The organism is Serinicoccus sediminis (assembly GCF_004153545.1).
In the GTDB taxonomy this organism is placed as follows: domain Bacteria; phylum Actinomycetota; class Actinomycetes; order Actinomycetales; family Dermatophilaceae; genus Ornithinicoccus; species Ornithinicoccus sediminis_A.
Map to the genome: position 1 here is coordinate 13221 of NZ_SDVA01000013.1, position 20257 is coordinate 33477.

Sequence of the window (20257 nt, forward strand, 5' to 3'; positions counted from 1 at the left end):
TGGCGGCATGCAGCTGAGCGACCTCGCCGCGACCCTCGGGGCCACCCCCGACCCGGCCCCCGGCGCCGACGGCGTCCTCGTCACCGGCGTGAGCCACCAGGCCGACTGGGTCCGGCCGGGGGACGCGTTCGTGGCCATCCGCGGTGCCCGCTTCGACGGGCATACCTTCATCGACCAGGCCGTCGAGGCCGGTGCGGTCGCCGTCATCGGCGAGGGCCTGCCGGACGGAGCGGCCTGCCCCGTCCCCTACCTGCGCGTCGCGGCGGTGCGACCGGCCCTGGCCGACGCCGCGACCGCGCTCGCGGGGCGCCCCAGCGACCGGCTGCGGGTCATCGGGGTCACCGGCACCGACGGCAAGACCACCACCTCCTGCCTGGCGCTGCACCTGCTGCGGGAGGCGGGCCGCCCCACCGGGCTGCTCTCGACGATCGGCTACCAGCTGCCCGACGGGGTGCTGCGCCAGCCGCCGTCGCACTTCACCACCCCCGAGGCCCCCCAGGTGCAGCAGATCCTGCGCGACCTCGTCGACGCCGAGGCCACCGACGCCGTCGTCGAGAGCTCCAGCCACGCGCTGGCGCTGGACCGGGTCCGCGGCGTCGACTACGACGTCGCGGTGTGGACCAACCTCACCGGCGAGCACCTGGACTTCCACGGCACGATGGAGCAGTACTTCGCCGACAAGGCCCGCCTCGTGCAGCGTGCCCGGCACAGCGTCCTCAACGTCGACGACCGGCCCTGGGTCGAGCAGCTGCTGCCGATGGCGACCGCCGACGGGCACGGGGTGAGCACCTACTCCGCGGAGGGGAGCCCGGCCGACTGGCGCGCCACCGACGTGGTCGAGGGGGCCGAGGCCATCACCTTCACCGTCCACGCACCCGGTGGTGAGGCCGCGGCGCGGCTGCCGATGATCGGCCGCTTCAACGTCGCCAACGCGCTGGCCGCCATGGCCGGGGTCGCCGCCACGGGGGTGCCGCTGGACCAGCTGGTCGCCGGGCTGGCGACCTTCGGCGGCGTCGCCGGGCGGATGGAGATGGTGGAGCGCGGGGAGGGCGACCCGCGGGTCATCGTCGACTTCGCCCACACCCCGCCGAGCCTGGAGAAGGCGTTGGAGACGGTGCGGGTGACCACGCGGGGCCGGCTGTGGGTCGTGCTCGGATCGGCCGGCGGTCCGCGCGACCCCTCCAAGCGGGCGCCCCTCGGTCGGGTGGCCACCCAGCTCGCCGACCACGTCGTCCTCACCGAGGAGGACCACCGCACCACCCCGCTGCAGGACATCCTCGAGGAGATGGAGCGCGGCGCCCGGGAGGCAGGCCGCGACAACTTCGTCTCGATCGGCGACCGCACCGAGGCGATCAGGTATGCCGTCCGCGAGGCCGCCGCGGACGACACCGTCGTGCTCGCCGGCAAGGGGCCGGAGGAGACGATGGAGCGCGGCACCGAGCTGGTGCCCTGGGACGAGGTCGACGAGGCCCGCCGCGCCCTGGCGGCGCGGCGCGACGCGCGGGTCAGCTAGCCGGCTCCTCGACCGGCTCGGCGGTCTCCACCTCGGGCCGGCGCAGGGCGCGGACGACGAGCACGGCGCCGGCCACGACGAGCGGGATGGTCAGCCACTGACCCATGTTGAGCCCGGTCGCCTCGGCGAACTCGGACAGCTGCGCATCCGGCTCCCGGAAGAACTCCACGACGAAGCGGGACAGCCCGATGCCGATGGCGAAGACGCCCGCCAGCAGGCCGGGCCGCCACCGTGCGCGGGTCCGCCAGAAGAGCCAGAAGAGCACGAGGATGAGCAGCGCCCCCTCGAGCGCCGCCTCGTAGAGCTGGCTGGGGTGGCGGGGCTGCTCGCCCGCCCCGGGGAAGACCATCGCCCACGGCACGTCGCCGGGCCGCCCCCACAGCTCGCCGTTGATGAAGTTGGCGATGCGCCCGAGCATCATGCCGATGGGCACGTTGACCGCGATGTAGTCCGTGACCCGCAGCGGGCTGAGGTGGTGGCGCCAGGTGAACCACGCCATCGCGACGAGCACCCCGATGAGGCCGCCGTGGAAGCTCATGCCCCCGTTCCACGGCTGCAGGAGCTCCCACGACGTCCACAGCGACGGGTTGTAGAAGGTGGCGTAGCCGAGCCGTCCCCCGATGATGATGCCGAAGGTCACCCCGATCATGAGGTCGTCGACCTGGCGCGGCGTGATCGGGCTGCCCGGCGCCTTGGCCATGCGCACGAAGTGCCAGTAGCCGAGCAGGATGCCGAGGAGGTAGGCCAGCGCGTAGTAGCGCAGGGTGAAGGGCCCGAGCTCGATGCCCTGGGACAGCCCCAGGTCCTCCCAGCGCAGCGGCGAGTCGTCGCCGGACGCGCTCGCGGCCAGCAGGGCGAGGTCGGTCAGGGTCGGCACGCCCGAGACGATATCGGGTGGGCCTGGGTATGCCGCCCGTCGCCGGGTCGGAGCGCGTCCGCCGCGGCGGCGGGGCCGGCGGACGCGGGACGGCTCAGGTGCCGAAGGCGGCGAGCACCTCGGCCCGGGTGACGTCGGCCAGCGAGGCGTGCTGCCAGCGGGGCTGGCGGTCCTTGTCGACGAGCTGGGCGCGGACGCCCTCGACGAAGTCGGGGTGCGCGGCGAAGACCGGACCCAGCCGCAGGTCCTGGGCGAGCACCTCGGGCACGGTCATGGAGCCGGCCCGGCGCAGCGCCTCGAGGGTGACCGCCACCGAGTGCGGGGAGCGCGAGCCCACCAGCTCGGCCGCCTCCTGGGCGGCCGGCTCGGGGTGCTCGCGCAGCCGGCGCAGGATCTCCCCGGCGTCGTCCCCGCGGTAGCACTCGTCGATCCAGTGCCGCTGCTGCCCGAGCCAGGAGGCCTGGACCGACGCGGCCTCGTCCGCGGGGGAGGGCTCGGTGGGCGGCTCGCTGCCGCCCGTGGCGGAGCGTCCCGCCGCGACCGCGGCCAGGGCGGTGGCGTCCCGGGTCGGGTCCTCGCGCAGCGCGGCCAGGACGCGCTCCTGGGACGCCTCGCCGCTGGGCACCACCGCGTCGGCCATGCCGAGCAGCACCGCGTCCGCGCCGCCGACCGGCGCCCCGGTCAGCGCCACGTGCGTGCCGGTCTCCCCGGGCGCGCGGGACAACGGGTGCAGACCGGCGACGTCGGGGAAGAAGCCGATGACGACCTCGGGCATGGCGAGCCGGGTGCGCTCGGTCACCAGGCGCACCGACCCGTGCGCCGAGATGCCGACGCCGCCGCCCATGACGATGCCGTCCATCCAGGCGACGTAGGGCTTGGGGTAGGCCGCGACGAGGGCGTCCACCGCATACTCCGCCTCCCAGTAGTCGAGCGCCTCCTGCTGCCGGCCGGCGAGGACCGCCTCGCGCAGGGCGCGGACGTCACCGCCGGCGCAGAGCCCGCGCTCCCCGGCTCCGTCGAGCACCACGGCGTGGATCCGGTCGTCGTCGGCCCAGGCCCGCAGCTGGTGCAGCAGCGAGTCGACGCTGGCCCGGTCCAGCGCGTTGATGGCGCGGGGCCGGTCGAGCCGCACCCGGCCCAGCGGGCCGTCGACGGCATACACCACCCCGTCGCCGTGGCCCTCGGCCGGCTGCCAGGTCAGGGGGGCGTCGTCGCGCATGCTGGCAGGCTCTCACGACGCACGTAGACTCGCCCGCTATGGGTAAGGCATCACGCAGGAAGCGGCAGGCCGGCGGCACGCAGGCGCAGGGGTCGGCTCGTCCGGCGCCCTTCGTCTCCCGGCCGTTCGAGGGGCTCGAGGGCGAGAGCGAGTGGGTGGCGATGCGGGAGATCCTCCCGGCCGCTTCGGCGCCGGTGACGCTCACCGTGCCGGAGGGCACGACGGTCTCCGGTCGCGAGGTGCCCGCCGGCGAGCACGAGGTCACCCTCGTCACCGTCCTGCCGGCGGCCATGCCCGCGATCCACCGGGACAACGGCGAGGTGCTCGTCGCGCTGCAGTCGCGGACCAGCAGCGGTGACGCCTCCCGCGACGTGGTCGCCGCGGCGTTCACGGCGCTCGCCAGCGAGGCGGGCACGTCGGTCAACTCCGTCCGCCCCGCGACCACCGACACCCCGCGGCTGCAGGACGTGCTCGCCGACGGCCAGCAGCTGGACGTCGAGGTCCACGAGGACTTCGGCTTCTGGCTGGGCGAGGACGCCAGCGAGGAGATGACGGCCGCCCTCGAGCAGATGAACGAGTCGGCCGTGCCCATGGCCCGGGTCGAGGGGGTGCCGACCGCGTTCTGGTGCCACATGTCGGGACGCTCCTACATCCGGTGGATCCTCGACGAGGACGAGGACACCGCGCTGCAGGCGCTGGCGCGGTTGCAGGCCGCCCACGAGCACACCCTCGGGGAGGGCACCGACCTCATCGGCGCCTTCCGCGCCTGCGGGGTGCTCGTGCCCGTCCTCGAGGTGCCCGCCGACAGCACCGCCGAGGACCACGCCGAGGCGCTGACCGCGCTGCACGAGCGGTATGCCGCCGCCCTCGGCCAGGACGCGCCGCTCACCGAGCCCGAGCGCCGGGCCAGGAACGCCCTGGTCTCGCGCCAGGTCACGCTGCGCTGACCGCCATGAGCGCGCCGCAGCCGCTGGAGGGGGTTCCGCAGGAGCTCGTCGTGGCCGTCGTGCCCGCCAAGGACGAGGAGGCGCGCATCGGCGCCACCGTCGCGGCGCTGCAGCGGCTGCCGCTGGTGGGGTCGGTGGTCGTCGTCGACGACGGCTCGACCGACCAGACGGCGCACGTCGCCGAGTGGGCCGGCCGGGTCGAGGTGGTCCGGCACGAGCGCAACCGTGGCAAGGCCGCCGCCATGACGACCGGTGCCGCGCGGGCGCAGGAGCTGCGGCCCGGCGCCCCGGTGCTCTTCGTGGACGCCGACCTGGAGGACTCGGCCGCCGAGCTGGGCCCGATCATCACGCCCGTGCTCGTCGGCCAGGCCGACATGACCATCGCGGTCCTGCCCCCGCAGACCGGGGCGGCCGGGCTCGGGCTGGTGGTGCGGACCGCCGCCTCCGGCATCCGCCGGCTCACCGGCTGGGAGCCGACGCAGCCGCTGTCCGGTCAGCGCTGCCTCACCCGGGAGGCGCTGCTCGACGCGATGCCGCTGGCCCGCGGGTGGGGCGCCGAGGTCGGCCTGACCATCGACGTCATCCGGTCCGGTCGGCGGGTGCTCGAGATCCCCTGCGAGGTGCGGCACCGCGCCACCGGGCGGGACCTGTCCTCGCAGGCCCACCGGGCCCGGCAGCTGGCCGACGTCTCGCTGGCCCTGGCCGAGCGCTCCGGGGTGCCTGACAAGGTCCGCGAGGGCGGCATCGAGGGCAGCCGCATCGCCCGGGAGCAGGGGGCGAGGCTCGCCCAGACGGCGCGGGAGCGCGGCGTGCCGCTGGCGCGGCGGACCGCCAGCCAGGTGGGCGAGCAGGTGCAGCGACACGGACGCCCGCTGCTCGACCGGGCGAGGGCGGCCTACGAGGAGCGTGCCCGGAGGCGGCCGGACGCCTGAGCCGGCTCCGGCTCGTCGTGCCTGACCGACCGCGTGCGGCCCAGCACCAGCCCGGCAGCGGTCTCCTGCGCCGCCCCGGCGGTGTCGGGCACCGGAGCTAGCGGGCCTCCACCTCCCCCTCGGGGGCCAGCACGATGATGCCCGTCGCGAGCAGCATGGTCAGGCACAGGGCGAGCGCCGCGATCCCGGAGTCGTTGAGGAGCCAGGCGAGGGTCATACCGACCAGGGCCGCGGCCGCGGCGGGCCCGACGCCCGGCTCGCGCCACAGCGGCGCGCTCCACGCCGGGCGACGGAGCGCCACCCAGGCCAGCCCCGCGAGAGCGAGGACCGCGAGCCACGAGAGGGGGTAGCCCACCAGGATGCCCAGGCTCTGGTCGAGCTTGCGGGCGACGACGCCCCACGCCTCGCCGTCCAGCGCCGACTGCACGAAGGCGCCGAGATGGGTGCGACGGTCCGGTCCGCGCAGCCAGTCCAGCACCATCGCCAGCAGCGCGAGGACGACCGCGCCACCGGCCACCAGGAGCAGCGAGCGCCAGGTCCACCGGACCCGCAGGGCGGCGAGGAGCAGCATCCCGCTCACCACCGCGGTGGCCGGGACGCTGCCGAAGTCGGCACCGGCTCCGGGAGCGGCCCCCAGCAGCAGCGTCCCGCCACCGAGCAGGGCGACCGCGAGGGTGGCGGACCATCGGGGGAGCCAGCTCAGGACGGCGGCCAGCAGGACGACCAGGGCACCCAGCAGGATGCCGAAGCCGACGTTGCCCTGCCCGTAGAACCGACCCGCCGTCACCGGCTGCAGGCCCAGCACGCCGACGAGACCCAGTCGAGAGGACCAGAGGGTGTCGACCCCGAGCACCACCATCGTGGCGGCGGCGAGGACCGCGGGCAGGAGCAGCGAGCGGCGTCGGCGGCCGACCGCCGACGGGTCGACCCGATGGGTGAGGGCGACCGCCAGAGCGGCGACCACCGCCGCGACCGCGAGGACCGTGACGGTGAGGGCCGGCCACGGCTGCCCCGCCCGCCACCACGGCACGAGACCGGCGAGGAAGGTGGCGACGGGCACCGCCATGACCGTCGCGGTGGTCCCGACGAGCAGTCGACGGCTGCCGAGCAGCCCCGCGAGGCCGAGCAGCGGCAGCAGCACGGCGGCGAGGGCCCCCAGGGTCCACGGCGCGAGTCTCTTCGCCTCGCTCACCGCGGCGGCCAGGTCCGCGGACTCCTGCGCCGGGGCGGCCGCGGAGGTGCGCACCACCGTGACCGGTGAGCCGGGGAGGTCGGCGGTGCTGCCGGCGCCGCCGGCCACCCCCGCCAGGGACAGCACGGTCGGGGTGAGGTCGAGCAGCTGCACCAGCCCGGTCTGCCGGGTGGAGCCCGAGGTCAGCTGGGCGGGCGCCGCGGACTCCTGGCCGGTCGGGCCGTGGACGACGAGCGCCTGCGCCTCCGCCCGGCCGGCGGTCTGCCCCATACCGCTGACTACGAGCGTGCTGCCGGGAGGGAGGTCGGCGACGAGCTCGGCGAGTGCGGCGTCGGCGGCCTCCAGCACGTCCGAGCGGTCACCCTCGAGGACGGCCGGCGCGGCCACGAGGTGGACGGTGCAGGCGGGGTCGAGGGCCGGCCCGGCGAGCAGCCCCGCAGCCTCGGTGTCGAGCTGCGGGCGACCGCTCGCGTCGGGGGCCGCGGTGAGGCCGTACGTCGCCACGCACCCCCCGGCCTCCTCGAGCGGCCCGGTCAGGGCGCCCAGGTCGGGCTCGGTGGCGTCCTCCCTCCCCCAGGGAGGTGTGGCGTCCGGGCCGCAGCCCAGGGCGTCCCGGTCGGTGCGGGTGCCGGTGCCCAGCGTCAGCCACGCGTCGGGGGCGCAGGTCACCTCGTCCGGCCCGCGCGCCACGAGCGCCGCGGTGCCCCCGGTCCGCGCCAGCGCCTGCAGGGTGGGGGTGTCGTCGTCCACGAGGTCCCACGTCAGCCCCGGTATGCCGACGACCACCACCTGCGGGTCCGTCGCCGTCGGCAGCGGCCTCGTGGCGGGGGCGTGGGCGGGAGCGACGCCCGCCACCACGGCGGCCGCGGCGAGGCACCACGACCCGAGCACGGCCACGACCAGCCCCCACGTGACCCCGCGCAGGCGGCCGCCCGCACCGTGCTCCCCGGCGTCCGGGCGCGGCGGGGCGTCCGAAGCCTGCTCCTCGGCGTCCCGGTTCAGCGGGTCGTCGGCACGATGCCTCGCGACGCCCTGTGCCGTGGCGCGCGGCTGCGGCGCGTCACCCGGCTCGGGCCGCCCGACGTCTCCCATGGTGCACCTCCCGGCTGCATGGTCCCACGGGCACCACCCGGGCCTCTGAGAGCCGTCCTGGAGCATCCTCGTGCATCGTGTCGTGCAGGAGGTCGTGACCCGGGCGTTCTCCCGGGCACGTCTGGGTCGCGAGGAGACGCACCAGCGTGCGCGGCGGCGCGGCAGGGCGTGCGCGGCGGGTGGGCGGGACGCGACCGCATACCCTGAGCGCGTGGATGCCGCACGCCTGGACCCCGAGCTCGTCGCCTGGACCGCGACCGCGGTCGCGCTCCTCGCGCTGCTGGTCACGGCCGTGGTCTGGCGGCGTCTGCGGGTGGTCGACCGACGGCTCGCCCAGCTGGTCGAGGCGGGCGCGCCCACCACGCCCGAGCGCGCCCGGATCGAGGCGCTGGAGGGGGAGCTGGCCGGGGTCCGGGGTGACCTCGCGCAGGCGCTGAGGCACGTGGCGGTGGTGCGCTACGACGCCTTCGGCGACATGGGCGGGCGCATGAGCTTCTCGGCGGCGGTGGTCGACGACACGGGCGACGGCATGGTCATCAGCTCGATCCACGCCCGCGGGGAGAGCCGCACCTACGCCAAGGGCATCGTCGGCGGCGACTCCGAGATCGTCCTCACCCCGGAGGAGCGACAGGCCCTCGACGCCGCCCGGACCGGCCAGGACACCTGACAGCCCCCGCACCGGACGCGCCGTCTGGCCGCACCGGACGCGCCGTCTGGCCGCACAGGACGCGCCGTCGGGCCGCACCGGACGCGCCGTCTGGCCGCACCGGACGCGCCGTCTGGCCGCACCGGACGCGCCGTCTGGCCGCAGAGAACCGCCCAGGGTGCCTCGGTGTGTGCCGAGGACGCGTTCTGTGTGTGCCGAGGACGCGTCCGGTGTGTGCTGAGGACGCGTTCTGTGTGTGCTGAGGACGCGTCCGGTGTATGCCTAGCGCGCGTCCGGTGCGGAGGAGCCGGAGCCGCTGGTGGCGTGGCGGAGCTCGCGGCCGAGGGAGCGCAGGTCGTGGCGGCGGGTGCGGGACTCCTGGGGGAGGCGGACCAGCAGGCTCCCGGGGTCGACCTGGATCCGGATGGCGGACACCGAGCCGATGGTGTCGCCGTCGATCTCCAGCTCCACCGGCTTGTCCGACACGATGCGCACCTCGGGGGCCTGGAAGTGCTCCACCCGCTTGTGCCCGACCCGCCGGCGGGTGGTGAGCTGGGCGACGGTCGCCGCCCAGCCGACGACGCCCTCAGGGGAGAGCAGCACCGCGTCCATGGTGCCGTCGTCGGCGAGCGCGTCGGGCAGCAGCTCCATCCCGCCCTGCAGCTTGCCGACGTTGCCGACCATGACCGAGCGGACCCGGCGGCGCACCGGGGCGGAGTCCGGCATGCGCAGGTCGACGGTGAACTGCGGGCCCTTGAGGTGCTGCAGCCCGGTGACGAGGTAGGCCAGCCAGCCCACCCTGGCCTTGAGCTTCTCCGGTGCGGCAGCCATGACCTCGGCGTCGAACCCCAGCCCGGCCATGACGAGGAACCGGTGCTCCTCGCGCACGTCCGGGCTGGTCCGGTCGTCGACGGCGTCGTCGAGGTCCACGCTCTTGGAGGGCTGGCCCTCCTCGTCGCGCAGCCTCGCCTCCAGCTGGGGCGTCGTCGGCCGGACGAGCTCGAGCCGGCAGGTGTCGATGGGGGCGGTGCGCCCGGTGAGGGCGATCTCCAGGGCTCGGTCGAGCGACTCGACCGGCAGCTCGAGGTTGCGGGCGAGCAGGTTGCCGGTGCCCCCGGGCAGCAGCCCCACCGGCACCCCCGAGTCGGCCATCGCCGCGCCGACGGCCCGGACCGTCCCGTCCCCGCCGAGCGGGCAGACGACGTCGACCCCGGCGTCCAGCGCCTCTGCGGTCTGGCCGGGCCCCGGGTCCTCCGCCGTGGTCTCCAGCCAGAGCGGTTCGGCGTAGCCGTGCCGACGGCACACCTCCTCCACCCGGCGGCGCACGCGGGTCACGTCCCCGAACTTCGTGGGATTGACGATGACGGCCGCGCGGCCTGCAGAATCCATGCCGCGACCCTACAGACCCGCCATTAGGCTTGCCGCATGATCGACCTCCGCGACCTGCGCACCGACCCCGACCGTGTCCGCACCAGCCAGCAGGCCCGTGGTGAGGACCCCTCCGTCGTCGACCAGGTGCTGTCCGCGGACGAGACCCACCGCCGCGCCCTCGCCGGGTTCGAGCAGGCCCGGGCCGAGCAGAAGGCCTTCGGCAAGAAGGTCGCCCAGGCGCAGGGCGAGGAGAAGCAGGCGCTGCTCGCCGAGGTGAAGGACCTCGCGGCCCGCGTGAAGGCCCTGGACGCGGAGGCGGGTGAGGCCGCCACCGCGCGGGACGCGGCGATGCGCCGCATCGGCAACGTCATCATCGACGGCGTCCCGGTCGGCGGCGAGGACGACTTCGTCACGCTCGAGGAGGTCGGCACGAGGCGGGACTTCGCCGCCGAGGGCTTCGAGCCCCGCGACCACCTCGAGCTGGGCGAGGGCCTGGGCGCGATCGACATGGCGCGTGGGGCCAAGGTCGCCGGCGCCCGCTTCTACTACCTGCTCGGTGACGGCGCCCGGCTCGAGCAGGCGCTCATGGGGCTGGCCCAGCAGATCGCCCAGGAGGAGGGCTTCGTGCCGGCGATCGTCCCCAACCTCGTCCGTCCGGAGACCATGGCCGGCGCCGGCTTCCTCGACGCGCACGCCGACGAGGTCTACCGGCTGGAGGCCGACGACCTCTACCTCACCGGCACCTCCGAGGTCGCCCTGGCCGGGCTGCACGCCGACGAGATCCTGGACCTGAGCGACGGCCCGCTGCGCTACGTCGCGACCTCCACCTGCTACCGCCGCGAGGCCGGCTCCTACGGCAAGGACACCAAGGGCATCTTCCGGGTGCACCAGTTCACCAAGACCGAGATGTTCGTCTACTGCCGCGTCGAGGACGCCGAGGCCCAGCACCAGGACCTGCTGCGCATCGAGCGTCGCCTGCTGGACGCGCTCGAGCTGCCCTACCGCGTCATCGACGTGGCGGCCGGGGACCTGGGCGGTCCGGCGGCGCGCAAGTTCGACTGCGAGGCGTGGGTGCCGACGCAGGAGCGCTACCGCGAGCTCACCTCCACCTCCAACTGCACGACCTTCCAGGCGCGCCGCCTCGGCACCCGCGAGCGCGACCCGCACGGCTCGGGGACCCGTGCCGTCGCGACCCTCAACGGCACGGTCGCCACGAGCACCCGCCCGATCGTCGCCCTCCTCGAGAACCACCAGCAGGCCGACGGCAGCGTCCGGGTGCCCGAGGCGCTGCGCCCGTTCCTCGGCGGTATGGAGTCGCTCACCCCACGCGGGTGACCTCGACCCGGGCCCGACCAGGATCTCCGCCGTGCGGCGGAGGCGCGGCAGCGACGCGCCTGCCTAGGCTGGTGCCGTGGTGAAGCACGAGCGAGGGACGGGACGGCCGTGATCCGGGCGGTGGAGGTCTGGTTCGGGGTCGACGAGCGCTGGGTGCGCCCGGCCCCCGGCCCCGGCGAGCTGCGCACCGACGTCCGGTGGGCCCTGGTGGCGCTGCTGACGATCGTCGCGTCGCAGGAGCTCACCCGGTCGATCGGGCTGCTGCAGGACGAGCGCTACGGGCCGGTGTGGCAGTACGCCGGCATCCTCACCCTCTGCGCCATGGTCGTCGTGCGGCGCCGGCTCCCGGTGCTCGTCACGCTCACGGCGGGCATCCACATGATCGTCATGTCCCTGGTCATGCCCATGACGATGATGCAGCTGCCCACCCAGATGGCCTACTTCCTGCTCATCTTCTCCGGGATGGCCTGGGCGCGGAACCGGCGGGCGCTCGCCGGCGCGGTGGCCGTCGTGCTCGTGCTGCTGGTCCTGCTCTTCGCCTGGACGTATGCCCTCGGCTCCGGCATCGAGGACATCCGCCGCAACCTCGGCGAGTCGGACGTCGAGCAGGTGGGGCCGCTGCCGACCGTGCTCGCGGTGGTGCTCTTCTCGGTCCTCGGCAACACCATCTTCTTCGGCTTCGCCATCGGGCTGGGCCAGGTGGCCTGGCGCGGGGCGATGCGCCAGGCCCAGGTGGAGGAGCAGGCGGCCACCATCCGGGCCCAGACGGCGCAGCTGACCGACCAGGCGGTGGTGGCCGAGCGGCTGCGGATCGCGCGCGAGCTGCACGACGTCGTCGCCCACCACGTCTCGGTCATGGGGGTGCAGGCGGCCGCCGCCCGGCGGGTCATGGAGCGCGACCCCGAGGCCGCGCGCGACTCGCTCACCGCGATCGAGCGGGCCGCCCGCGACGGGGTGGGCCAGATGCGCGACCTCCTGGGCACGCTGCGGGTCGCCGACGGTGACGCCGGCGCCGGGGCGGGCGCTGCTGCCCAGGAGGGTGCCGACCGGGCACCGCAGCCGACGCTGGCGACCCTGCCCGACCTCGTCGAGCAGGCCAGCACCCCGCTGTGCCAGGTCACCGGCCAGGTGGTCGAGTCGGCACCGGGCGCGGCCGGCCGGGTCCCGCCGCCGCTGCAGCTGTCCGCCTACCGGATCGTGCAGGAGGCGCTGGCCAACGTGCGTCGTCACTCCACGGCCCGGACCGCCCGCGCCACCGTCCGGGTCGACGAGGACGCCCAGACGGTCGAGGTGGAGGTCGTCGACGACGGGTCCCCCCGGGTCGGCACGTCCGGCACCGGGCTCGGGCTGCAGGGGATGCGCGAGCGGGCCGCCTACCTGGGTGGTGGGGTCGAGGCGGGGCCCCGGGCCGGCGGCCAGGGCTGGCGGGTGCGGGTGTGGCTGCCGCTGGACGGGCGTCGCCCGGTCCCCGCGGGCACCGCTGCCACCGGCACCGCCGCCTCCGGGGGCACCGCCGCCCAGGCAGGCAACGCCGACCGCACCGCCCCCGTCGACACCTCCGCGGGGATGCCCCGGTGACCGGCACCCGGCTGCGGGTCCTGCTCGTCGACGACCAGCCGCTGCTCCTGCAGGGCTTCTCGATGATCCTGTCCACCGAGCCCGACGTCGAGGTGGTCGGCCGGGCCGGCAACGGACTGGAGGCCATCGCGTCGGTGGCCGCCCAGCGGCCGGACGTCGTGCTCATGGACGTGCAGATGCCGGTGCTGGACGGCATCGAGGCGACGCGGCGCATCGTGGCCGAGCACCCGCAGGTCAAGGTCGTCATCCTCACCACCTTCGACCGCGACGACTACCTCTTCGACGCGCTGGAGGCGGGCGCCAGCGGCTTCCTGCTCAAGAACGCCGAGGCGGACGACCTCGTCGACGCCGTGCGGGCGGCGGCCGACGGTCACGCCCTGCTCGCTCCCGAGGTGACGATGCGGGTCATCGACCGGATGACCACCGGCCCGCGTGCCGACGGCACCGGGGCCGCGCCCGACCCGGCGACGGCGCTCCCGCAGCTCACCGACCGCGAGCGCGAGGTGCTGCGGATGATGGCCCGCGGGTTGTCCAACGCCGAGATCGCGGCCGAGGCCTTCGTCAGCGAGGCCACCGTGAAGACCCACGTGTCGAACGTCCTGGCCAAGCTGCTCGTCCGGGACCGGGTGCAGGCCGTCGTCGCCGCCTACGAGGCCGGCCTGGTCCGGCCCGGGGAGTCGTCTCCGTCCTGAGGAGGAGCCCAGGATCGGCGGCGCGACCGATCCCCGGCGCCGCGGCGCGGACTAGCGTGAGCGGCATACCAGCCGCTGCCCCACCGGGTCGCGGCCGACGAAAGGGGAGCACGTGCTGGAGCTGGACGGACTGAGCCGGAGGTATGGCGACCACCTCGCCGTGGACGAGGTGAGCTTCACCGTCCCCGCCGGCCGGATGGTGGGCTTCGTCGGCGGCAACGGCGCCGGCAAGACCACGACGATGCGGATGATCATGGGCGTGCTGGCCCCCAGCGCCGGTCAGGTGCGGTGGGACGGCGAGCCGGTCACCCGGGCCGACCGGGTGCGCTTCGGCTACATGCCCGAGGAGCGCGGCCTCTACCCCAAGCAGCCGGTCCTGGCCCAGCTCACCTACCTCGGGCAGCTGCACGGCATGACGCAGTCGAGCGCCCGGCAGCGCTCCGAGGAGCTGCTCACCCGGTTCGGGCTCGGCGAGCGGCTCACCAGCAAGGTGGAGACCCTCTCGCTGGGCAACCAGCAGCGCGCCCAGATCATCGCCTCGGTGCTCGGCGAGCCCAAGATGCTCGTGCTGGACGAGCCGTTCAGCGGCCTCGACCCCGCGGCCGTGGACCAGATGAGCGAGCTCCTGCGCGAGCACACCGCCGCCGGCACCCCGGTCCTCTTCTCCTCACACCAGCTCGACCTCGTCGACCGGCTCTGCGACTCCATCGTGGTCCTGCACGGGGGCCGGGTCGTGGCCGAGGGCACCTCGGAGGGCCTGCGGGCCAGCGCCCCGCTGCGCTACCGCCTCGTCATGACCGGCGACACCGGGTGGGTGCGCGGCAGCACCGGGGTCGACGTCATCGACCTGGACGGGCCCACCGCGCTCGTGCAGCCCGAGGACGAGCAGACCGCCGAGCGGCTGCTCGCCGACGCCGTCGCCCGCGGCGGGGTCCGGGAGTTCAGCCGCATCCGCCCCACCCTGTCCGAGATCTACCGAGAGGTGGCCGCATGAGCACCCGCGCCCCCTGGACCCTGGTCGCCGCCCGCGAGATCCAGGTCAAGCTCACCGACAAGAACTTCCTCATCGGCACCGGGCTCACCATCTTGCTGCTGCTGGCCGTGCTGGTCGTGCCCAGCTTCCTCGGGTCGTCGTCGGCCGACTACGACGTCGCGGTGACCGACGACCGCGGGGCCGCCGTCGTGGGGGAGGTCGACGCCACCCTGCGGGAGCAGGACGAGGAGAGCTCGGCGACCGCGGTGCGGGTGGCCGACCGGGACGCCGCGGAGACCGCGGTCCTGGAAGGTGACGTGGACGCCGGCCTGGTCGCCGGCGACGACCGGTGGGAGCTGCTCTCCGACGGGCCCGACCTGGGCGAGCTGCAGCCGCTGCTCACCGAGCAGGTGCGGGCCGACGCGCTCGCCGACAACGCCCGCACGGCCGGCACGACGGTCGAGGAGCTCACCGCCGGCGCCGAGGTCGGGGTCGTCGACGTCGCCGAGCAGGAGGGCGGTATGCCGCCGGTGCTCGCCTACGTGCTGGGCTTCGCCTTCGCGGCGCTGTTCTACTTCGCCGCCATCATGTTCGGGATGCAGATCGCCAACAGCGTGGTGGAGGAGAAGCAGTCCCGGATCATCGAGATCCTGGCCGCCAAGATCCCCACCCGCCAGCTGCTGCTGGGCAAAGTCCTGGGCAACACCGTCCTCGCCTTCGGCCAGCTCGCGCTCATCGCCGCGGTCAGCCTCGTCGGGATGACCTTCGTCGACCTCGACGTCGCGCTGCCGGGCATCGCCGGGGCCATCGCGTGGTACCTCCCGTTCTTCCTGCTGGGCTTCCTGGCCCTGGCCTGCGTCTGGGCGGCCGCCGGGGCGCTGGCCTCGCGGACCGAGGACCTGCAGCAGACGACGATGCCGCTCACGATGGTCCTCGTCGTGCTCTTCATCGTCGGGATCAACCTCGACGGCGTCGCCCGGCAGGTCTTCTCCTTCGTCCCCGTGGCCTCGACGCTGGTCATGCCCATGCGCATCCTCGAGGGCGACACGCAGCTGTGGGAGCCCGTGCTGGCGCTGGCGCTGGTCGTGGTGTTCTGCGCCCTGACCATCGTCCTGGGGTCGCGGCTCTACGAGCGGGCCCTGCTGCACACCTCGGGCAGCCTGTCGTGGCGCAAGGCCATGCAGCTGTCGAAGGACTGAGCCTGCGCGGAGCGGGCGCGGGGCCGGTGGCTAGGCTGGCCGGCGTGAGCGACCCCGACCCGTTCGACCCCGCCTCCGCCTCCGCGTCGCCGCTGCTCGTGGCCCTGGACGTCGACGGCACGATCGTCCACCACGACGGCTACCTGGCGCCCCGGGTGCGGGAGGCGGTCCAGGCGCTCGCGGCGCTCCCGCACGTGACCGTGATGATCGCCACCGGACGCTCGGTGCTCTCGACGCTGCCGGTCATGGACGAGCTCGGGCTGACCACCCCGGGCCGGCCGGCGGTGTGCTCCAACGGTGCGGTGACGATCAGCGCGGCCCCGGACGTGGCGGAGGGCTACGAGCTGGTCGACATCGTCACCTTCGACCCGGCCCCGGCCATCGCCCTGGTGCACACCCACCTGCCCTCAGCGCTCGTCGCGGTGGAGGAGATCGGGGTCGGGTTCAAGGTCAGCACCCCGTTCCCCCCGGGGGAGCTGTGGGGCGAGGAGCGGGTCGTGCCGGTCGAGGAGCTGAGCGCCCGCCCCGCCACCCGGGTGACCTTCCGCGAGCCGACCCTCAGTTCGACGGACTTCACCGCGCTGGTGGAGCGGATGGGGCTGCACGGGGTGTCCTACGCCGTGGGCTACAGCGCCTGGCTGGACCTCGCCCCGGAGGGCGTCTCCAAGGCGTCGGCGCTGGAGCTGGTGCGGCGACGGCTCGGCGTCGAGCCGCACCGGACGGTCGCCGTCGGCGACCAGCGCAACGACCTCGAGATGCTGCACTGGGCGGCCGTCGGGTATGCCATGGGCCAGGCCCCCGACGAGGTGATCCGCGTGGCGGACCGCACCACCGGGGCGGTCGAGGAGGACGGTCTGGCCGACGCCCTCGACGAGGTCCTGGCCGAGCTGGCCTGACCATGATCGTCACCTCGCCCGCGAACCCCCGGATCAAGGCGGTCGCCGGCCTCCGCCGACGCCGGGCCCGGGACCTGGAGCGGCGCACCGTCGTGGAGGGCCACGAGGAGCTCAGCCTGGCGCTCGAGGCGGGGGTCGTCCCCGAGCTGCTGCTCGTCTGCCCCGAGCTCATGGCCGACGGCGTGCTGGAGGACGTGCTGGCCCGGGCCGGCGCGCTGGGGGTGGAGACGGTGGAGGCCTCGCGGGCGGCCTTCGAGAAGGCGGCCTACCGCGAGGGGCCGGACGGGGTGCTCGCCGTGGTGCCGACCACGCGGCGCCGGCCCGCCGAGCTCACCCTGCCGCCCGACGCGCTGGTGCTGGTCTGCGAGGGGGTGGAGAAGCCGGGCAACCTCGGCGCCGTGCTGCGGACCGCTGACGCCGCCGGGGTGGACGCGGTGGTGGCGGCCGACCCGGTGACCGACTGGGGCAACCCCAACACGGTCCGGGCCTCCAAGGGCACCGTCTTCTCGGTGCCGGTCGCCGCGGACGGCACCGCGGCGACCCTGGACTGGCTGGACGGGCACGGCATACCGCTCGTCGCGGCCACCCCCGACACCGAGCTGCTGCACACGTCGGTGGACTACCGCGGCCCGGTCGCGGTCGCCGTCGGCACCGAGAAGACCGGTCTCACCGACCTGGTCCTGGAGCGCGCCGCCCACCGGGTGCGCATCCCCATGGCCGGCCGCGTCAACTCCCTCAACGTCGCGACGTCGGCCGCGATCATCGTCTACGAGGCGGTCCGGCAGCGGGGTCGAGGTCGATGACCTCCCCGAAACACGGGTGTGTCACGATGAGCGCCATGCGTATCGACCACGTGAGTTATGCGGCCGGGCCGGAGGGGCTCACGGCCACGGCGGAGCGCCTCGCGGCGCAGCTCGGGGTCACGCCGCACGACGGCGGGGTCCACCCTCGGTTCGGCACCCGCAACGTCGTCCTCCCGCTCGCGCAGGAGCGCTACGTCGAGGTCGTCGAGGTGCTCGACCACCCCGCCTCGGACAAGGCGCCGTTCGGCCAGGCCGTGCGCGCCCGTTCTGCCGCCGGCGGGGGCTGGATGGCCTGGGTCGTCGCGGTCGACGACCTCGGCCCGGTCGAGGAGCGGCTGGGGCGGCCGGCGGTCGAGGGGCACCGTCACACGCCGGAGGGCATCCAGCTGAGGTGGCGTCAGATCGGGGTCAAGAACGTCATCGACCACGGCAACCGCCCGTTCTTCGTCCACTGGGACTCCGACGCGGACCACCACCCCTCCCGGCTGGCGGAGTCGGCGACCCGGCTCACCGGCCTCACCATCGGCGGGGACGTCCCCGAGGTGCGCGAGTGGCTCGGTCTGACCGGCGAGCCGCAGGGGTCCTTCGAGAGCGACATCGAGTTCGGCTTCCTCGAGGACGACGACTGCCCCTGCCTCGTCGAGGTCTCCTTCGAGACGCCCCAGGGGCCGGTCACCATCTGAGCCTTCGCGGCTCCACCCCCGCGGGCCGACGCGACGCGCGGCTCAGCCGCGGCCGTCGTCGGTCACCGGCCAGGGTCGGCTGCGACCCGGCGGGTCACCCGCGGGTGTAGCCCTTCAGCCGCAGGCTGTTGAGCACGACCAGCACCGAGCTCATCGCCATCGCGCCGCCGGCGATGACCGGCGTCAGCAGCCCGAAGGCGGCCAGCGGGATGGCCAGGGTGTTGTACCCGAACGCCCACACCAGGTTCTGCTTGATGATGCGCAGCGTGTGCCGGGACAGCCCGATCGCGTCGGCCACGGTCTGCACGTCCGGGCGCATGAGCACGATGTCGGCGGACTCGGCGGCCACGTCGGTGCCCGAGCCCATGGCCATCCCGAGGTCCGCCTGGGCCAGCGCCGCGGCGTCGTTGACGCCGTCGCCGACCATCGCGACGACATACCCCTGCTCCTGCAGCGCCCGGACGTGGTCGAACTTGTGCTGCGGCAGCACGCCGGCGGTGACGTGCTCCGGGTCGATCCCCACCTGCTCGGCGACCGCGGCGGCGGTGCGCTCGTTGTCGCCGGTCAGCAGGTATGGCGTGAGGCCGAGCCCGCGCAGCCGCTCCACGGCCGCGGCGCTGGTCTCCCGCGGGGTGTCGGCGACGGTGATCGCGGCCCGGGCGGTGCCCTCCCAGCCGACGAGGACGACGGTGCCCTCGGCGCGGGCCAGCGCCTCGTGCAGGACCTCGGGGACGACGTCGAAGAGGCTCGGGCGGCCGACCGTCACGACCATGCCGTTGACGTCGGCGCGCACGCCCTCGCCGGGCAGGTTGACGAACTCCTGGGCCGGGGCGAGGCGCACGCCGCGCTCACGGGCCCCGGCGACGACCGCCTGGGCCACCGGGTGCTCGCTGCCGGCCTCGACGCTGGCGGCCGCCTTGAGGGCGGCGTCGGCGGGCAGCGACCCGGCGACGCGGACGTCGGTGAGCACCGGGCGCCCGGTGGTCAGGGTGCCGGTCTTGTCGAGCACGACGGTGTCGACGGCCCGGGTGGACTCCAGGATCTGGGGGCCCTTGATGAGGATGCCGAGCTGGGCCCCCCGGCCGGTGCCGGTGAGCAGGGCCGTCGGCGTGGCCAGCCCGAGCGCGCACGGGCAGGCGATGATGAGCACCGCGACGGCGGCCGCCAGGCCATCGGTGAAGGGGTTGCCGGTGGCCAGCCACAGCAGCAGGGTGAGGCCGGCGACGACGAGCACCGCCGGCACGAACACCGCGGAGATCCGGTCGGCCAGCCGCTGGACGGGGGCCTTGCCGGTCTGCGCCTGCTCGACGAGCTGGGTGATCCGCGCGAGCGTCGTCTCGGCGCCGACCCGGCTGGCCCTGACGATGAGCCGGCCGTGGCCGTTGACGGTGGCGCCCGTGACCTGGTCGTCGGGGCCGACCTCGACCGGCATGGACTCGCCGGTCACCATGGACGCGTCGATGGTCGACCGGCCGGAGAGGACGACGCCGTCGGTGGCGATCTTCTCGCCGGGACGCACGACGAACCGGTCGCCGACCACGAGCTCCTCGACCGGCACCCGGTGCTCCGTGGTGGACAGGGCACCGCCCTTGCCGGCGTCCTCGCGCAGGACGGCGACGTCCTTCGCGCCGAGCTCCAGCAGCGAGGTCAGCGCGGAACGGCCCTGGGCCTTGGCGCGCGCCTCGATGTAGCGCCCGATGAGCAGGAACGCGGTGACCACCGCCACGACCTCGAAGTACAGGTCGTGGGTGAAGCCGGTGAGCAGCGCGACGACCGACCAGCCCATCGCCGCCGTGGTGCCGACCGACACCAGGGTGTCCATCGTCGAGGCCCCGTGCCGCGCGTTGATCGCGGCCGCCCGGTGGAACGGCCAGGCCGCCCACAGGTAGACCGGCAGCGTGAGCACCAGCTGCAGCCAGTGCCCGACCGCCCCCAGGGCCTCCCGCGCCGGCGGCACCATGTGCAGCACCGCGACGACGAGGGCCAGCGCGCTGGCCACGACCATCCGCTGCCGCAGCGAGTCGTGGCCGACGACGTCGTGGGTCATCGCCGGTCCCCGCCCCGGCCCGGACGCGCCGTCGGCCAGGGGGGTGGCGCCGTACCCCGTCTTCTCCACGGTCGCGACGATGTCGGCCACCGACAGCTCGGACGGGAAGGTGACGCTGGCCTTCTCGGTGGCGAGGTTGACGCTGGCCTCGACACCCTCCAGCTTGCCGAGCTTGCGCTCGATGCGGGCCGAGCAGGAGGCGCACGTCATGCCGGTGATGGCGAGGTCGACGTGCTGGGTGGCGGTCTCGGTGGTGCTCATC

17 protein-coding genes are annotated in these 20257 nt (G+C 74.8%); 12 read left to right on the forward strand and 5 right to left on the reverse strand.

What is annotated here, in order from left to right; genetic code table 11:
* Positions 1 to 7: 7 nt before the first annotated feature.
* Positions 8 to 1513 (forward strand): UDP-N-acetylmuramoyl-L-alanyl-D-glutamate--2,6-diaminopimelate ligase, encoded by a 1506-nt coding sequence (locus EUS26_RS12365; RefSeq protein WP_130014137.1) that lies wholly within the window; start codon positions 8 to 10, stop codon positions 1511 to 1513.
* Here EUS26_RS12365 and lgt read toward each other — a convergent pair.
* Together lgt and EUS26_RS12375 are read right to left on the reverse strand one after the other, a co-directional pair.
* A complete protein-coding gene (lgt, locus tag EUS26_RS12370; protein ID WP_130014138.1) occupies positions 1506 to 2390 on the reverse strand; it encodes a prolipoprotein diacylglyceryl transferase in 885 nt (294 codons plus the stop codon). The genes EUS26_RS12365 and lgt overlap by 8 nt on opposite strands.
* A 94-nt stretch (positions 2391 to 2484) precedes the next feature.
* Positions 2485 to 3609: an enoyl-CoA hydratase/isomerase family protein gene (locus tag EUS26_RS12375; protein WP_130014139.1), complete on the reverse strand. Its 1125-nt coding sequence runs from the start codon at positions 3607 to 3609 to the stop codon at positions 2485 to 2487.
* A gap of 38 nt (positions 3610 to 3647) precedes the next feature.
* On the opposite strand from EUS26_RS12375, the gene EUS26_RS12380 reads away from it, so the two are divergent.
* Together EUS26_RS12380 and EUS26_RS12385 are read left to right on the forward strand one after the other, a co-directional pair.
* On the forward strand, positions 3648 to 4556 hold the full coding sequence (locus EUS26_RS12380) for a DUF5926 family protein (protein ID WP_130014140.1): 909 nt from the start codon (positions 3648 to 3650) through the stop codon (positions 4554 to 4556).
* A 5-nt stretch (positions 4557 to 4561) separates the two neighbouring features.
* Complete coding sequence (locus EUS26_RS12385; protein ID WP_130014141.1) at positions 4562 to 5488, forward strand: glycosyltransferase; 927 nt, start codon at positions 4562 to 4564, stop codon at positions 5486 to 5488.
* Positions 5489 to 5585: 97 nt separating this feature from the next.
* On the opposite strand, the gene EUS26_RS12390 is transcribed toward EUS26_RS12385, so the two are convergent.
* Entirely contained in the window at positions 5586 to 7772 is a 2187-nt protein-coding gene (locus EUS26_RS12390; RefSeq protein ID WP_130014142.1) for a hypothetical protein, read from the reverse strand.
* A gap of 211 nt (positions 7773 to 7983) precedes the next feature.
* On the opposite strand from EUS26_RS12390, the gene EUS26_RS12395 reads away from it, so the two are divergent.
* Complete coding sequence (locus EUS26_RS12395; protein ID WP_130014143.1) at positions 7984 to 8439, forward strand: DUF4446 family protein; 456 nt, start codon at positions 7984 to 7986, stop codon at positions 8437 to 8439.
* A 261-nt stretch (positions 8440 to 8700) separates the two neighbouring features.
* Here EUS26_RS12395 and EUS26_RS12400 read toward each other — a convergent pair whose 3' ends face one another.
* On the reverse strand, positions 8701 to 9807 hold the full coding sequence (locus tag EUS26_RS12400) for a diacylglycerol/lipid kinase family protein (RefSeq protein WP_130014144.1): 1107 nt from the start codon (positions 9805 to 9807) through the stop codon (positions 8701 to 8703).
* Between the two features lie 36 nt (positions 9808 to 9843).
* Here EUS26_RS12400 and serS point away from each other — a divergent pair, with 36 nt between their 5' ends.
* From serS to EUS26_RS12440, 8 genes are all read left to right on the forward strand, one after another.
* Entirely contained in the window at positions 9844 to 11124 is a 1281-nt protein-coding gene (gene serS / locus EUS26_RS12405) for a serine--tRNA ligase (RefSeq protein WP_130014145.1), read from the forward strand.
* Positions 11125 to 11232: 108 nt separating this feature from the next.
* Positions 11233 to 12702 (forward strand): sensor histidine kinase, encoded by a 1470-nt coding sequence (locus EUS26_RS17560; RefSeq protein WP_130014146.1) that lies wholly within the window; start codon positions 11233 to 11235, stop codon positions 12700 to 12702.
* Positions 12699 to 13394 carry a response regulator transcription factor gene (locus EUS26_RS12415; protein ID WP_130014147.1) on the forward strand — a complete coding sequence of 232 codons (696 nt, stop codon included), beginning with the start codon at positions 12699 to 12701 and terminating at the stop codon, positions 13392 to 13394. The genes EUS26_RS17560 and EUS26_RS12415 overlap by 4 nt, the downstream gene beginning before the upstream one ends.
* Positions 13395 to 13506: 112 nt before the next feature.
* On the forward strand, positions 13507 to 14388 hold the full coding sequence (locus tag EUS26_RS12420) for an ABC transporter ATP-binding protein (protein ID WP_130014148.1): 882 nt from the start codon (positions 13507 to 13509) through the stop codon (positions 14386 to 14388).
* Positions 14385 to 15566 carry an ABC transporter permease gene (locus EUS26_RS12425; protein ID WP_130014149.1) on the forward strand — a complete coding sequence of 394 codons (1182 nt, stop codon included), beginning with the start codon at positions 14385 to 14387 and terminating at the stop codon, positions 15564 to 15566. The genes EUS26_RS12420 and EUS26_RS12425 overlap by 4 nt, the downstream gene beginning before the upstream one ends.
* 44 nt (positions 15567 to 15610) lie before the next feature.
* Positions 15611 to 16462, forward strand: coding sequence for an HAD family hydrolase (locus tag EUS26_RS12430; protein ID WP_130014150.1), 852 nt, complete (start codon positions 15611 to 15613; stop codon positions 16460 to 16462).
* 2 nt (positions 16463 to 16464) lie between these two features.
* On the forward strand, positions 16465 to 17265 hold the full coding sequence (locus EUS26_RS12435) for a TrmH family RNA methyltransferase (protein WP_130014151.1): 801 nt from the start codon (positions 16465 to 16467) through the stop codon (positions 17263 to 17265).
* Positions 17266 to 17300: 35 nt separating this feature from the next.
* Positions 17301 to 17948: a VOC family protein gene (locus EUS26_RS12440; RefSeq protein WP_130014152.1), complete on the forward strand. Its 648-nt coding sequence runs from the start codon at positions 17301 to 17303 to the stop codon at positions 17946 to 17948.
* Between the two features lie 94 nt (positions 17949 to 18042).
* On the opposite strand, the gene EUS26_RS12445 is transcribed toward EUS26_RS12440, so the two are convergent.
* Positions 18043 to 20256 carry a heavy metal translocating P-type ATPase gene (locus EUS26_RS12445; RefSeq protein WP_130014153.1) on the reverse strand — a complete coding sequence of 738 codons (2214 nt, stop codon included), beginning with the start codon at positions 20254 to 20256 and terminating at the stop codon, positions 18043 to 18045.
* Position 20257 lies beyond the last annotated feature (1 nt).